Annotated in this window: 13 protein-coding genes; 7 read left to right on the top strand and 6 right to left on the bottom strand. The window is 74.5% G+C overall.

Features of this window, described 5'->3' with window-relative positions; genetic code table 11:
• Positions 1-514: 514 nt before the first annotated feature.
• Together speD and QSK00_RS28710 are read right to left on the bottom strand one after the other, a co-directional pair.
• Entirely contained in the window at positions 515-1,771 is a 1,257-nt protein-coding gene (gene speD, locus QSK00_RS28720) for an adenosylmethionine decarboxylase (RefSeq protein ID WP_352231177.1), read from the bottom strand.
• Positions 1,768-2,871 carry a type III PLP-dependent enzyme gene (locus QSK00_RS28710; RefSeq protein ID WP_285596613.1) on the bottom strand — a complete coding sequence of 368 codons (1,104 nt, stop codon included), beginning with the start codon at positions 2,869-2,871 and terminating at the stop codon, positions 1,768-1,770. Before QSK00_RS28710 ends, speD begins: the two co-directional genes overlap by 4 nt.
• 307 nt (positions 2,872-3,178) lie before the next feature.
• Here QSK00_RS28710 and QSK00_RS28705 point away from each other — a divergent pair, with 307 nt between their 5' ends.
• Genes QSK00_RS28705 through QSK00_RS28695 form a run of 3 tightly spaced genes read left to right on the top strand, consistent with a single transcriptional unit; the run spans position 3,179 to position 6,251 of the window.
• The gene (locus QSK00_RS28705) at positions 3,179-4,987 is read left to right on the top strand and encodes a hypothetical protein (RefSeq protein WP_285596611.1); all 1,809 of its coding nucleotides are present in this window, start codon (positions 3,179-3,181) and stop codon (positions 4,985-4,987) included.
• A 24-nt stretch (positions 4,988-5,011) separates the two neighbouring features.
• Positions 5,012-5,833, top strand: a complete 822-nt coding sequence (locus QSK00_RS28700) for an SDR family NAD(P)-dependent oxidoreductase (protein ID WP_285596609.1) — start codon at positions 5,012-5,014, stop codon at positions 5,831-5,833.
• Positions 5,834-5,840: 7 nt separating this feature from the next.
• On the top strand, positions 5,841-6,251 hold the full coding sequence (locus tag QSK00_RS28695; protein ID WP_285596608.1) for a pyridoxamine 5'-phosphate oxidase family protein: 411 nt from the start codon (positions 5,841-5,843) through the stop codon (positions 6,249-6,251).
• Here the strand turns inward: QSK00_RS28695 and QSK00_RS28690 are convergent, their stop codons facing one another.
• From QSK00_RS28690 to QSK00_RS28680, 3 genes are all read right to left on the bottom strand, one after another.
• Positions 6,252-8,339: an ArnT family glycosyltransferase gene (locus QSK00_RS28690; protein WP_285596606.1), complete on the bottom strand. Its 2,088-nt coding sequence runs from the start codon at positions 8,337-8,339 to the stop codon at positions 6,252-6,254. It lies immediately after the preceding gene.
• Positions 8,340-8,405: 66 nt separating this feature from the next.
• Entirely contained in the window at positions 8,406-9,308 is a 903-nt protein-coding gene (locus QSK00_RS28685; RefSeq protein ID WP_285596603.1) for a TIGR03854 family LLM class F420-dependent oxidoreductase, read from the bottom strand.
• Entirely contained in the window at positions 9,305-10,033 is a 729-nt protein-coding gene (locus QSK00_RS28680) for a glutamine amidotransferase-related protein (RefSeq protein ID WP_285596601.1), read from the bottom strand. The genes QSK00_RS28685 and QSK00_RS28680 overlap by 4 nt, the downstream gene beginning before the upstream one ends.
• 42 nt (positions 10,034-10,075) lie before the next feature.
• Here QSK00_RS28680 and QSK00_RS28675 point away from each other — a divergent pair, with 42 nt between their 5' ends.
• Positions 10,076-10,516, top strand: a complete 441-nt coding sequence (locus QSK00_RS28675) for an HIT family protein (RefSeq protein WP_285596599.1) — start codon at positions 10,076-10,078, stop codon at positions 10,514-10,516.
• A gap of 234 nt (positions 10,517-10,750) precedes the next feature.
• Positions 10,751-11,032 (top strand): hypothetical protein, encoded by a 282-nt coding sequence (locus QSK00_RS28670; RefSeq protein WP_285596597.1) that lies wholly within the window; start codon positions 10,751-10,753, stop codon positions 11,030-11,032.
• Between the two features lie 118 nt (positions 11,033-11,150).
• On the opposite strand, the gene QSK00_RS28665 is transcribed toward QSK00_RS28670, so the two are convergent.
• A complete protein-coding gene (locus tag QSK00_RS28665; RefSeq protein WP_285596595.1) occupies positions 11,151-12,212 on the bottom strand; it encodes a tryptophan--tRNA ligase in 1,062 nt (353 codons plus the stop codon).
• A gap of 42 nt (positions 12,213-12,254) precedes the next feature.
• On the opposite strand from QSK00_RS28665, the gene QSK00_RS28660 reads away from it, so the two are divergent.
• Both QSK00_RS28660 and QSK00_RS28655 read left to right on the top strand, forming a co-directional pair.
• On the top strand, positions 12,255-12,902 hold the full coding sequence (locus QSK00_RS28660) for a Crp/Fnr family transcriptional regulator (protein ID WP_285596593.1): 648 nt from the start codon (positions 12,255-12,257) through the stop codon (positions 12,900-12,902).
• A 163-nt stretch (positions 12,903-13,065) separates the two neighbouring features.
• Positions 13,066-13,866 (top strand): hypothetical protein, encoded by an 801-nt coding sequence (locus tag QSK00_RS28655; RefSeq protein ID WP_285596591.1) that lies wholly within the window; start codon positions 13,066-13,068, stop codon positions 13,864-13,866.
• Positions 13,867-13,893: the final 27 nt, after the last annotated feature.

Here is a 13,893-nt window from a genome sequence, read left to right as displayed (position 1 = left end):
CAACAGCGCCGCCCGCTTCAGCTACGGCGGAGTGCTCCTGCGACTCGACAGCCGCTTCGCCGGCCTCAGTGTCGGCCTGGTCCGAGACCGCACCCGCCTGCACGTCTACTACGGCTCCAGCCGCCTGACGACCTTCCAGCTCGGCGTCCACCACCCCCACCCCACCCGCTGACTGTCCACCATGTCCCCGGCACAACCTGTCCACCATGTCCCGGGTATTGACAAGGCTCGCGCGGCACCGGGAACCGGATGGGTGACGTCTCGGCGCCGGGTCGTGGAACGAGCGAGCACCTGCGATGGTTTCAGGCTCCGGCCGACCACCGCAAAGGCTCGTTGATCTTGGTCGACCTCTTGTCGCGGTCCCTCGACGGCCGCCGAGCACCTTGTCGTTGTGAATCAGAACGACAAAGTGGGGCCGGCCTGGCTGCACACCGCGACAAGCCGGGCGAGACGTCACTGATCAGGCGCGGGCAGGCCCGAGGGCCCGATCAGTGACGTCTCGGCTCGGCGAAGGTCAGCGCCGGACCGCGAACGGCAGGATCGACCCGCGCAGGAGTGCCTCGGCGTCCACGGACGTCAACGACGGGAACCGCGACAGACGCGAGGAGGCCAGCGCCACCGGGTCCTCCACCGGGTCGAGGCGGCCGGTCAGGTAGGCCCACTCGTGCTCGTCCGAGCAGTACGGCAGCACCGTCGGGAACACCGACGAGAACCGGCCGGCCATCCGCTTCAGCGTGTCGTTGCGCCACACCGTCGGACAGCCGGCCTGCGTGCAGACCACGCCGCCCGGCGCCAGCACCGACGCACAGCGCTCGAGGAACGGGGTGCCGTAGAGCCGGGCGTGCTGGGCGGGGTCGTCGACCTCCACCGGCTCGTCGGGCAGGTCCACGATGACGACGTCGTACCGGTCGCCCCGCTCGGCGGCCGCGGCGAGGAACTCCCAGCCGTCGGCGTAGTGCACGCGCACCGGGCCGTCGCCGGCCTCGGCCGCCTCCAGCTCGGCGGGCGAGTAGCCGTAGGGCAGCAGCTCCGCGCACCGGCGGACGCACTCGGTGTCGATGTCGACGTGGTCGACCACGGCCGCGCCGGCCGCGACGGCCAGCTGCGAGACGACGCCCTCCGACGAGCCGACGATCAGCACCCGGTCCAGCTTGTCCGCGAGCAGGAGCGGCGGGACCGCGAGGGCCTCGTGGTAGACGAGCTGGGTCTGCTCGGTCGACTGCCGTTCGCCGTCGCAGAACAGCGAGATCCCCTGGGCGGTCCGCGCGACGATCATGTCCTGCCAGGCGGTCCGGCCCCGGAACAGCACCTCGTCGATCCGCCACCGGCGCCGCATCCCGGGCGCGAGCGGCTCGTCGACCTCGCGCTGCCCGACGGCGTCGGGGGCCAGTCCGGCGCCCCGCGCCACGATCTGGGCCCGCACCTCGACGGCGCCGACCTCCCGGCCGAGCACCTCCACGATCCGCTCCGGATCGGCGTGCTCGCCGCACGTGAACACGTCCACGAACGCCGCGCCCGCCTCGGGATAGCTGTGCACCGAAGCATGGGACTCGGCGAGCAGGGCGAGCACCGTGGTGCCCTGCGGCTCGAACCGGTGCGCGACGACGTCGAGGACGGTCGCGCCACCGGCGTCGAGGGCGGTGCGGAGTGCGCGAGTGACGGCGGCGTCGTCACCGAGCAGCGCGGGGGAGACCCCGCGCAGCTCGGCGAGCACGTGGCGTCCCGCGAAGGAGGGTGCGGGTACGGCCGGGGTGACGGCGGAGGTCGTCAATCAGGGGTCCTCTCAGGGGTAGGAGGGGTCACGATCACGGTCGGCAGCGGAGGCAGTCCGTTGAAGCCGACCGAGGCATAACTGGAGGTGTAGGCGCCGGCGCCGAGGAACTCGACGACGTCGCCCGCGGCCAGGTCCAGCGGCAGCCGCACGTCGGCCCGCCGGTAGAGCACGTCGTCGCCGTCGCACGTCGGGCCGGCCAGCACCACGGGGCCCCGCGGGGCGTCCTCGGCGTGCTCGGGACAGCGCAGCCGGTAGACGATCATCTCACCCTCGGTCTCGGCGAGGCCCTGGTAGCGCCCGACGTCGAGGTAGACCCACCGGCGCCCGGCGCGCTCGGTCACGAGCACCACCTCGGCGACCAGCACTCCGGCGTCCGCCACCAGTGCCCGCCCGGGCTCCGCGACGAGGTGCGGCTGCCAGCCGCCGAGCTCGGCGTCGATCGCGTCAGCGATCTCCCGCAACGCGGGCACCCGACCCGCCGCGTGCGCCGTCGGGAAACCGCCGCCGAGGTTGAGCTCCTCGACGCGCACGCCCGCGAGCCCGGCCGCGCGCCGGGCGGAGGCGATGCCGCGGCGCCACGACGACGGGTCGGTCTGCTGCGACCCGGGGTGGAACCCGAGGCCGTGGGCCCGCAGACCGGCCCCCCGGGCGCGTCGCAGGAGTGCGGCCGCCTCCTCGGGTGGCACGCCGAACTTGCCGGCGAAGGGCGTCGCGGAGCCGTCGTCGTCCACCGCCAGGCGCACCGTCACCGCCGCGCCGGGTGCCTCGCGGGCGAGCAGGTCGACGTCGGCGGCCGAATCGGTGGTGAAGCGCGTGACGCCGGCGGCGACCGCGGCGCGGACGTCGGAGGCCTTCTTGACGGGGTTGCCCCAGGTCAGGCGCCGTGGGTCCATCCCGGCGAGCAGGCACGCGTCGAGCTCCCCGACGCTCGCCAGGTCCGCGCTCGCCCCGAGGTCGGCGAGCAGCGCGAGCACCTCGGGATGCGGGTTCGCCTTGATGGCGTAAGCCGGTTCGACGACGGAAAACGTGTCACGGAACGTGAGGAAGGCGTGGCGGATCTTCGCGAGGTCGAGCTCCAGTCGGGGGCTGACGTTCACCCTTCCGGACGACGGGTGCGGCTGGTCCGACGCACGTCCGTGCGCCTGCACCGATCGCTGTGCACCCACGCCGTCCATCGTGCCCGTAACCGACGGCCCGCGATGCACGAAACGGCTGACGTGAGACCTAACGGACGCGTACTGTCCGAGATCTCCTGATCTGGCGGGATCGGGAGTGGCGGGTCGGGGAGAAAGCAGGAGACGTATGCCTTCGGGCTCCCAGGGAGGATGGGAGACGGGTCGGCGGCGGCAGCAGAGGTGGCCGCGGTGGTCGGCCCGCAGCACGGCGGTCACGGGGCTGTTCGCCGTGGCGGTCACGGCGGCGGCCCTCGGGGTGGGGCGCACCGTCGTCGCGCCGCCCGGGCCGAGCGAGCAGGCCGCCGGGACGGCCGGCACCTCGCGCACGCTCGTGCCCGAGTCGGACGAGTCCGTCGAGTCGGATCCGTCCGACGCGCCCGCTAGCGGGTACGGCTCGTCGCCCGGCTCGCGGCCGACGCAGGACGACGCCGCGAGACCCGGCCTCGGCCTGCCCGGCTCCGGGTCGGCTGACCCCGACGACTCCCTCGCGCCACCCCTGACGCCGATCCCGTTGCCCGGTGCGCGTCCGCAGGGCAGCGCCCCGGCACCGGCCACGAGCACGCCCGCGGGCTGGGACCCGCCGCTCGACCCGATCGTGCCCGGCGGTGCGTCCTCGCCGACTCCGGCGCCGGCCTCGACGTCGGCCCCGGCCGCTGCGCCCGCGTCACCGGTCGTGCCCGCGCCGAACACCGCACCGGCGTCCCCGGCCGCGCCCGTGGCTCCCGCGCCGGCCGTGACGCCCGACCGCCCGGGAGTGCTCGATCTGCCGGGTCGGGTGCTGGGCGGTGGAGGCGAGCCCCCGGAGCGCACCCGCGAGCGCGACGAGACCCGCGCCCGTGCTCCGCAGGGCAACGGCGGAGGCAACGGCGGAGGCCGCGCCGAGGACAAGGGCGACCAGGTCGTCGAGAAGCCGAAGCCCGCCGAGAAGCCCGCCGAGAAGCCCGCGGAGAAGGCCGCCGAGAAGGCCGCGGAGAAGGTCCCGGAGATCGGCGGGAAGGTCGCCCCGCGCACCGCGACCCTGCCGGCGGTGGCCCCTGCCGGGTGGCCGATCCCGCTGCTCGGCCCGAGCAGCTCGGACGCACCGTCGTCGGCGACCACCACGGCCGACCTGCCCGGCGAGGCCACCTCGACCGGCACCGGCTCGACCCTCACGCCCACGCGCACCCCCACGGGTGGCACGACGACGGGCGCGCTGCCCGACGGCTGGCCCATCCCGACCCTCGGGTCCGCGTCCACCGACGCCCCGCCCGGGACGTCCGACGCGATCACGACGACGACGGGTCCCGGCGCCCGGACGGGTACCGGCGACGACGACCCGACGGCCACCCGCGCACCGGGCAGCCGCACCGGCACGGCGGGCGCCGCCCCGACGGCCACGTCAGCGCCGGGCACCCGCATCCGGATCCCCGGGACGGGCACGGCGGCGGGCGACGAGCCGGAGACCACGGCCACCGACCCGACGACCGGCGTCACCACCACCCGCAGCCGCAGCGTCGACCCGGGGAGCGGCGCGGTGACCACCCGGTCCACCCAGACCGACCCGACGAGCCGGTCGCGCACCGTGCAGACGACGACGAGGTCGGCCGACGCCTCGAGCGTCGAGGTCACGACCACCCGTGAGTCCGCCGACGACGGGGACGCGACGACCACGCCGTCCTCCGCCGAGCCGTCGAGCTCGAGGTCGTCCAGCGCGAAGAGCAGCTCCAGCGCGAAGAGCAGCTCCAGCGCGAAGAGCAGTTCGAGCGCGAAGAGCAGTTCCAGCTCGAAGCCGACCTCCCGGTCGTCGAGCTCGTCGGTGAGATCGAGTACCTCGAAGGGCTCCGACGGGTCGACGGTCAAGGAGACGACCACCTCCGACGGCGAGGGCAACAGCGTCACCAAGCGCAGCGTCACGTCGTCCGACGGCGGGGAGAAGACGGTCTACTCCGCGCAGTCCTCCGACGGGCAGTCCTTCGAGTACGAGACGTCGGGCGCGGTCACCGACCTGACGCCGGCGTCGGGGACCGAGAGCTGGTGGTCGCGACTCTGGTCGTGGTGACCGGCGAGTGGGTACAGGGCCGGGATGCCGCTGCCGCCGCCCGGACCCGACACCCACGTCCTCGTCACCGGTGCCTCCTCCGGGATCGGCGCCGAGGTCGCCCACGCCCTCGCCACGCGGGGCTATCCCACGGTGCTGGTCGCGCGGCGTGAGGACGCACTGACGGAGCTCGCGGCCGAGCTCGGTGACCGCAGCGGGCTGCCCAGCGAGGTCCACGCGGCCGATCTCGGCGACGACGCCGCCCGCGCCGGCGTCCGCGAGCTCCTGCAGCGCGACGAGCGCATCGTCGGCCTCGTCAACGCGGCCGGGTTCGGGGTGACGGGCCGGGTGGTCGACGCCGACCCCGACGCGCTCGACGGCCTGATCCGGGTCAACGTGCTGGCCCTGCACGACCTCTCGGTCGCCGCGGTGCGCGCCTTCGTCCCGCGGGCCCGGGCGACGGGTCGCACGGCGGCGATCCTCAACGTCTCGTCGATCACCGCCTTCCAGCCCCTGCCCGGCGTCGCGAGCTACGCGGCGAGCAAGGCGTTCGTGCAGTCGTTCTCCGAGGCGGTGCACACCGAGCTCGCCGGCACCGGCGTCACCCTCACCGCCCTGAGCCCCGGCCTCACCCGCACCGGCTTCGCCGACGCCGCCGGGACCGAGGCGTTCGACCGCGCCCCCGGCTTCACCGTCGGTGAGGCCGCGGACGTGGCGGAGGCGGGGGTCGCGGCGATGGTCGCCGGTCACCGCAGCGTCGTCCCCGGCGTGGTCAACCAGCTCAGCGCCCTCTCCGGACGCCTCACCCCCCGCACGGTGCTCCTCCCCGTGGTCCACCAGGCGATGGACTGGTTCGGCCGGGGATGATCACCCCGTGAGCGTCACCTCCGCAGACCTGCACGCCCGCGGCGAGGAGTTCGCCGAGTTCTGGCGCGAGTACCACCTGTGCACCCTCACCACGCTGCGCCGCGACGGCAGCCCGCACGTCGTGCCGGTGGGATGCACCCTCGACCTCGACACCGCGACCGCCCGCATCATCACCTCCGGACCCAGCCGCAAGGCCGCCCACGTGCGGCTGGCCGGCGACGGGGGCGCCCGGGTGGCGGTGAGCCAGGTCGACCGCGGGCGCTGGTCGACCCTGGAGGGGCTCGCGGTGGTCCGCGACGACCCGGCGTCCGTCGCCGACGCCGAGGCCCGCTACGCGGCCCGCTACCGCACCCCGCGCGAGAACCCGCGCCGCGTGGTCCTGGAGATCACGCTGACGCGGGTCCTCGGCTCCCGCTGATCAGGTCCCGACGGCGGGTGCGGTCAGGTCGTAGACGACCGTCCCGCCCACGGTGGTCGGCCGGTAGTGCTGCTTCACCCAGGCGGTGATCTGCACGGTGGCGTCGGACCCGCCCGTGTCGGGCACCGAGGTCAGGCCCTCGCCGAGGAAGTAGTGCACCCGCCCGGCCTCGACCAGCTGCTGGAAGGCGGCGAGGGTGGGGGAGGGATCGGTGCCGTTGAAGCCGCCGAGCGGCATCACGGGCGACCCGCTCGCGAGCTGGTAGCCGGCGGCCGGCATGGAGCCGACCGTCGCCGCCACCCAGGTGTAGCCGCCCGATCCGGCCTGCAGGAAGGACGTCAGCGTCGCCGACGGCTCGGACGCCCGGAGCAGCTGCATCGCGCCGCCGGGCCCGCCGGGCCCGCCGCGCCCCCCACCCGCTCGTGACAGGAAAGCGTCGTTGCTGCCACTGGACGCCGGCAACGACGCGTTCCTGCCACCGGGGGGACGGCCCGGACCGCCCTGTCCCGGACCGCCTTGCCCCGGTCCGCCCGGTCCACCCCGCCCGGGGCCGCCGAAGCCGGACGAGGGACCTGCCGTCGGGATGATCTCGGTGTGCGCCGTGGCGGCCGTGACCCCGGCGTACGCGGCCGGTGCGCCGAGCCCCGCGACGAGGGCGGCGGTGAGGACCCCGAGCGTGACACCCCGGCGGCCCACCCGCCCCGCGAGCACGACGCCGAGGACCGCGAGGCCGCCCGCGACGAGGACCACGACCCGCAGCCAGGGCACGAAGGTCGGGGTCTCCCGGAGCAGGTACCAGGCCCACCCGGCGGTGACCGCGACGGCGACCGCCAGCGTCCACCGGGCCCGGGCCCGCCACGCCTCGACCGCACCCACGGCGGCCAGCGCCGCGATCCACGGGGCCAGCGCCACCGCGTAGTAGGGGTGGATGATGCCCGCAGCGAGGCTGAACACCCCGCCCGTCACCAGCAGGGACCCGCCCCACAGCAGCACGGCCGCCCGCCGCCGGTCGGTGCGGGCCGCCCGCCCGACCCACACGAGCAGCGCGACGCCCAGGATCAGCGCGAGCGGCAGCAGCCACGACACCTGGTTCGCCATCGAGCCGGTGACGAGGGCGGACCACGAGTCCGTCGAGGTGGCACCGCCCATCCCGCGCCCGCCGCCACCCATCCCGGCGCCCATCCCGCCGCCGAAACCGCCGCCTCCACCGAGCTGACCGGTCTCGTCGCCGGTGAGGCGTCCGACGCCGTTGTAGCCGAAGGCGAGCGACAGCACGCTGTCGTCCTGCGAGCCGCCGACGTAGGGGCGGGAGGACGCCGGCCACAGCTCGACGACCGCGACCCACCAGCCCGCCGACACCAGCAGCGACGCCGTCGCGGGCAGCAGTGCGACCAGGCGACGACGCACGGTGCCCGGCCCGGCGACGAGGTGCACCGCCGCGAGGGCGGGCAGGACGAGGAAGGCCTGCAGCGACTTCGTCAGGAAGCCCGTCCCGACGCAGGCGGCCGCGAGGACCAGCCACCAGGTGGACGCCCGCAGGGTGGCCGCGTCGATCGAGCGCACCGTGGCATACGCGGCGGCCACGAGCAGCAGGCAGAGCAGGGCGTCGGGGTTGTCGAATCGGAACATCAGCACCGCGACCGGCGTCAGCGCGAACGCGAGGCCCGCCAGGAGCCCGGCGACCGGACCCGACCAGCGGCGCACGGCCGCCGTCAGGAGCCCCACCGCGGCGACGCCCATGAGCGCCTGCGGCACGAGCACCGACCACGACGACAACCCGAACAGCCGCACCGACAGCCCCATCACCCACAGCGAGGCGGGCGGCTTGTCGACCATGATCGACGCCGGGGCGTCCGAGGCGCCGAAGAACCACGCCGTCCACGACTGCCCGCCCGCCTGGGCCGCCGCCGCGTAGAAGGCGTTGCCCCAGCCGCTGGCGGACAGGCCGACCAGGTACAGCGCCGCCGTGCCGGCGAGCAGGGCCGCCAGCGCCCCGGGGTACCAGCGCGCGGTCGAACGAACGACGCGTTCGTGGCTTCCAGATGCACGAACGCGTCGTTCGTTCCGGTCCGCGGCGAGCAGGCTCATGACGACGAGCGTGCGGCGCGGCCTTGATCAGGGCGTATGTCCGGCCTGTGCGGGCCCTGTGCGGCCTCAGGTCTGCAGCGGGGCGAGCTCGGCGGCGAACCCGTCGAGGAACCCGCCCCACGAGTGCGGCGACACCGCGGGGCGCACCACGAACTTCGTGATCCCGGCGTCGACGAACTCGCCGACCAGGTCCTTGGCCGTGGCCCAGTCGGGGGCGACGAGCTTCTCCGGGTGCTCGGTGTCGAGCCGGCGGCGGGCGGTGGCTGCCCGGGCGCGCGCGAGCTCCTCGTCCGTCGCCCCCTCGGGCAGGACGAGGAGGTTGGTCCCGTAGTGGTCGTCCTCCACGGCACGCCCGGCCGCGTCGGCGGCGTCGGCGATGACCTGTCGCGCGGCGCCCGCCTCGGCCGGCGTGACGAACGACGCGAGCCACCCGTCGCCGAGGCGTCCCACGCGCCGGAGTGCGTCGGGCACGAGACCACCGAGCCACAGGTCGAGCGGCTTCGTCGGACGCGGCTCGACGACGGCCTCGTCGAGCTGGAAGAACGGCCCGTGGTGGGTGACGACCGGCTCCGTGAGCAGCCGCCGGACCACGACGAGCGCCTCCTCGAAGACGTCCGCGCGCCGCCCGCCGACCGGGTACATCGTCCGCTCCGCAGGCGTCGCGGGCTGCAGGCCGAACACCGGCAGGATGCGTCGCGGCGCGAGGGCGGCGAGCGAGGCGAGCTGGTGGGCGACGACGGCCGGATTGCGGCCCGGGAGCACGACGACCCCGGTGCCGAGCTTGAGGTGCTCGGTGCGGCCCGCCGCCCACGCCAGCGCGGTGAGGGGCTCGATCGCGGGCGCCGCGACCCGGTCGGGGAACCACACCGAGTCGATCCCGCGGCGCTCGCACCCGTCGACGAGGTCGCGGGTGGCCACCGCCGGCTCGTCGTCGGTCACGGCCGCCCCGATGCCCAGACGCACGCTCATGCCCGCGCCTCCGCCGTCGTCGGGAGCAGCCCGGCCCGCGCGCCGAAGTCGTCGAACAGCCGCCACGACCGCACGCGCGAGGACTCGGCACGCTCCGCGACCTCGGCCCGCAGACCCGCCGTCGTGATCCCGAGCTCGTCGAAGCGGTCCTCGAGCGGGCTGCCGGTCCAGCGGGCGGCCCAGATCTCGAACTCCGCCGGCGTGATCTCGGGGTGGAACTGGACGCCGAGGTGGTGGCCGAGGCGGAACGCCTGGTCGCACCGCTCGGACCGGGCGAGGACCTCGGCGGTCGGCGGGGCGGTGAAGGAGTCGAAGTGGAACTCCATCCACGGGCCCTCGTCGATGGCGTCGCAGAACGTCGTGATGCTGCGGAAGCCGTTCTCGTGCCGCCCGTCGGCGGGGTTCGCGCTGCCGCCGAGCACGCGGGCGAGCAGCTGACCGCCGAAGCAGATCCCGAGGACCGGAACGTCGGCCGCCATCGCGCGCTCCAGGTAGGCGATCTCGGAGGCGAGCCACGGGACGGAGTCGTCCCACGCGCCCTGCACCGAGCCGAGCACCGCGACGGCGTCGACGGTCGAGGGATCCGGGAGCTCCGTGCCCGCCACCGCCGGGATCACCGTGATGCCACGCTCCCGCGCCCAGCTGCCGAGGGTGCCGGACTGCACCCGCACGGTCTCGGGGGACGCGTCGTGGCCGATGACGAGCAGGGTGGGGGAGGGAGCCATACCCGGTGTAACGCGCCGAGGGCCCGCGACCATCCTGGTCGCGTGCCCAAACCGTGTGCCTTCTGCGCGATCGTGGCCGGCGACGCGCCCGCCCACGAGGTCCACCGCGACGCCTCGACGGTCGCCTTCCTCGACGTCAAGCCGATCTTCCCCGGGCACGTGCTCCTGGTCCCGCGGGAGCACGTCACCACCCTCGCCGACCTCCCGCCCCACCAGGTCCCCGGCTTCTTCGCCCTCGCCCAGCGTCTCGAGCGGGCCGTGGAGACGACGATGGACGCACCTGGCTCACTGGTGCTGATCAACAACGTGGTGAGTCAGTCGGTGCCGCACCTGCACCTGCACGTCGTCCCACGCCGTCCGAAGGACGGGCTGCGCTTCTTCCTCGGCCCGCGTCACCCCTACCCGGACACGAACGAGGCCGACGCGGTCGCGGAACGCATCGGCGCGGCGCTCCGGGCGGGTCCTGACGACGGGCGGGGGTGAGCCGTCCGGGCCAGCCGACGGTCCGGCAATCAGCGCCCCGTGTGGGGCTGAACGGAGCCCAGCGGTCGGTGCGACGCGTTCAGCGGTCTCAGGTTGTGCGTCCGATCGAGTGGTTTGGCCCCCTCATCACCGGTTGTGCTGCGATAGTCACGGTGCGCGGATGGGGAGGGTCGACCGACCGGTCGGTCACCGTCCGCGACGAGCTCGAGTCGCCACACCACGGAGGTTGGGGAGATGACGGTCCTGAGCTGGGTCGCCGTTCTCGTCGGGGTGTGGTGCGCCGTCTCGGTCCTGGCCGCCCTCGGCTTGGGGGCGTTGCTGCGGCGGGGTGCCGTGGTCGACGGCGATCTCGCCGAGCAGGGCCGCGACCGTGACCTGGCCGGTCCGATGGCCATGTGGCTCGCCGAGATCCCGCACGTGCCGGACACCCCGGCGGCCCTGATCGACGACCTGCCGGTGCAGCGCCGGCCCCGCGACGTCGACTCGGGGATGAACGAGGTGCCCTCGGCGCGCTGAGCGCCTTCCTGGCGGCCGGTCGCCTGGCCTCGCGGAGCACCTCGTGGAACCGATGCCGGTGGCACCGGTTCTGCACCGTGCTGCGTGAGCCGGGCGACGACCCGTCGTCGGGAACCCGCTAGTCGATCCCGATGGCGTGGCGCACCGAGCGCAGCACCCGGCTCGCCCGCTCGCGCGCGATCTGCCCGCCCTTCGCGAGCGCGTCGTCGAGCTCGCTGCCCGGCTCCATCAGCGCCTCGTAGCGCTCGCGCATCGGGGCGAGGCGCTCCTCGAGCACGTCGGCGAGCTGGTTCTTCAGCTCGCCCCAACCCACCCCGCCGGCCTCGAGGCGCGCGCGGGTCTCGGCGACCGCGTCGTCGGGAGCGAACTGGGCGAGGATCTGGAAGACCGCCGACGAGTCGGGGTCCTTCGGGTCCTCGACGGGCGTGGAGTCGGTCGGGATCCGCCGCACCAGCTTGCGCAGCTTCGGCGCGGGGAGGAAGAGCGGGATGTAGTTGTCGTAGGACTTCGACATCTTGCGGCCGTCGAGCCCGGGCAGCGTGTGGCCCGTCGTCTCGGGCGGGATCACGGCCTCGGGGATCGGGAAGCGGTAGCCGCGGTGGCCGTAGAGGTGGTTGTAGCTGCCCGCGATGTCGGCGGCGATCTCCACGTGCTGCTGCTGGTCGCGCCCGACCGGCACCAGGTCGGCCTCCATGATCAGGATGTCGACGGCCATGAGGATCGGGTAGTTGTAGAGCCCCATGTTGATCCCGGCATCCGGGTCCTCACCCGCCGCGACGTTCGCGTCCCGGGCCGCCTTGTAGGCGTGCGCCCGGTTCATCAGACCCTTGCCGGTGATGCAGGAGAAGATCCACGAGAGTTCGAAGGTCTCCGGCACGTCGGACTGGCGGTAGAACACGGTGCGCTGCGGGTCGAGACCGGCGGCGAGCCAGGTCGCGGCGACCGAGCGGGTCCACTGCCGGAGCAGTTCGGGATCCCGGGCCGTGGTCAGCGCGTGGTAGTCGGCGATGAAGTACAGCGACTCGTCGTCGCCCGCGGCCATCTCGATCGCCGGCTCGATCGCGCCGATGAGGTTGCCCAGGTGGGGCTCGCCGGTGGGCTTGATGCCGGTCAGGGAGGTCTTCCGCGTCGCCGCCGCCGTGGTCGAGCTCTGCGGCGTTCCGTCTCCTGCACTGCTCACGGTGATCGAGCCTATCCGGCCCGCGCACTAGGGTTACCGGGCGTGGAGCTGCTCGCGGACATGTCGGCCGAGGACCGGCGTCAGGTGCTCGCGAGCGGACGGCGGCGCCGCTTCTCGCCCCGCGAGGTCGTCTTCCACGAGGGCGACCCGGCGGACACGTTCCTGCTGATCGACTCCGGCCGCGTCGCCGTGCGGGCCGCGACGCCGATGGGTGACACCGTGACGTTCGCGGTGGTGGGCCCGGGGGAGACGGTCGGCGAGCTCGCGCTCATCGACCCCGGCGCGCGCCGGTCGGCGTCGGTGCTGGCGCTCGAGGCGACCGAGGCCTGGTCGTTCGGCGCCGAGACCTTCCACCGGCTGCGCCGGACCAACGCGGGCGCGGACGCGTTCGTGCTGCAGACCCTCGCCGCCCAGGTCCGCCGGCTCTCGGGCCTGCTCGTCGAGGCACTGCACCTGCCCGTCGAGACGCGCGTGCTGCGCCGGCTGACCGACCTCGAGCGGCAGTACCGCGGCGAGTCCACGCCCACCCTCATCCCGCTCACGCAGGAGGAGCTCGCCTCGCTCGCGGGCGCCAGCCGCGCCACGGTGAACAAGGTGCTCCGCACGGTCGCGGCCGAGGGGCTGCTGGAGCTGCGCCGCGGCCGGGTGGCGGTGCTCGACCCGGCGGGGCTGGAGCGGGCGGGGTCCTGACGCTGCCCAGGTGGCAGGAAAGCGTCGTTGCTGTCATCCAGCGGCAGGAAAGGCGCTGTGTCGGATCCCTGACACAACGATCGTCACCGGGTGGACGGACGGATCACCGCGCGCCGGGCAGGGTTCTCCCCAGCACCACCGAGAACCCCAGGAGGCCCCGGCGATGCCCGTCACGACCGATCCGATCTTCTCCGCCACCGGCCTCATGACGACGCCCCGTCCCACGCGCTCCGCCCCCCGCGTCCCGCTGGAGCAGCCCATGGACGCCCACGCGCTGGCGGAGACCGTGTTCGGACGGCGGCTCTCGATCGACGAGCGCGCCGAGCTCGACCGCTTCTGGCGCACCGACTGGTCGACCCACCGGCTCTCGCTCGCCGCCGAGGGCGACCGCTCCCTCGCCGCCACCGCCGTCGCTTTCGGCACGCCGGTCTTCCACGGGTCCGGCGCGGGCTACGCGCTGACGTTCCACCCCGACGCCGAGGTGGTCGGGGCCGTGCGCCGCGGCCTCGCCCGACCGGCCTCCTGGCGGCCCGCCCTGCTCACCACGCGCGGCCGGGTGATGGAGCTCGTGGACGCCGAGGCGTTGCACCCGTCGCCCGAGGAGTTCCTCGCCGCCCTCGACGAGCGCCTCGCCCACGGCCCGGTCTCGCTGACGGTGCCCGCCGCGCCCGACGTGCCCGCCCACCTCACGACCCGGTGCGACGGCGTCGCCACGATCGAGCTCGTCGTCCCGGGCACGGCCTGCCCCTCCGTCGCGTTCGTCGAGGCCGCCCTCGTCCGGGCCGGCGTCGGCGCGCTGGCCACCACCCGGCCCTACACGACGACCGCGGGCACCCGGGGCCCGGTCCTCGACCGCATCGCCGCGATCCAGCGGGAGTTCGGCCGGATGCGACCGGGCGCGGTCATGCTGGCCCACCGCAGCGAGTGGCGGGCGCGGGTGCGCTTCCGCGGAGGTGAGCAGTAGAGGTCGCCAGGGCGACCTCGACTGCTC

Source organism: Actinomycetospora sp. NBRC 106378, assembly GCF_030269685.1.
Taxonomy (GTDB): domain Bacteria; phylum Actinomycetota; class Actinomycetes; order Mycobacteriales; family Pseudonocardiaceae; genus Actinomycetospora.
This window is presented reverse-complemented; position numbering and strand designations above follow the sequence as displayed.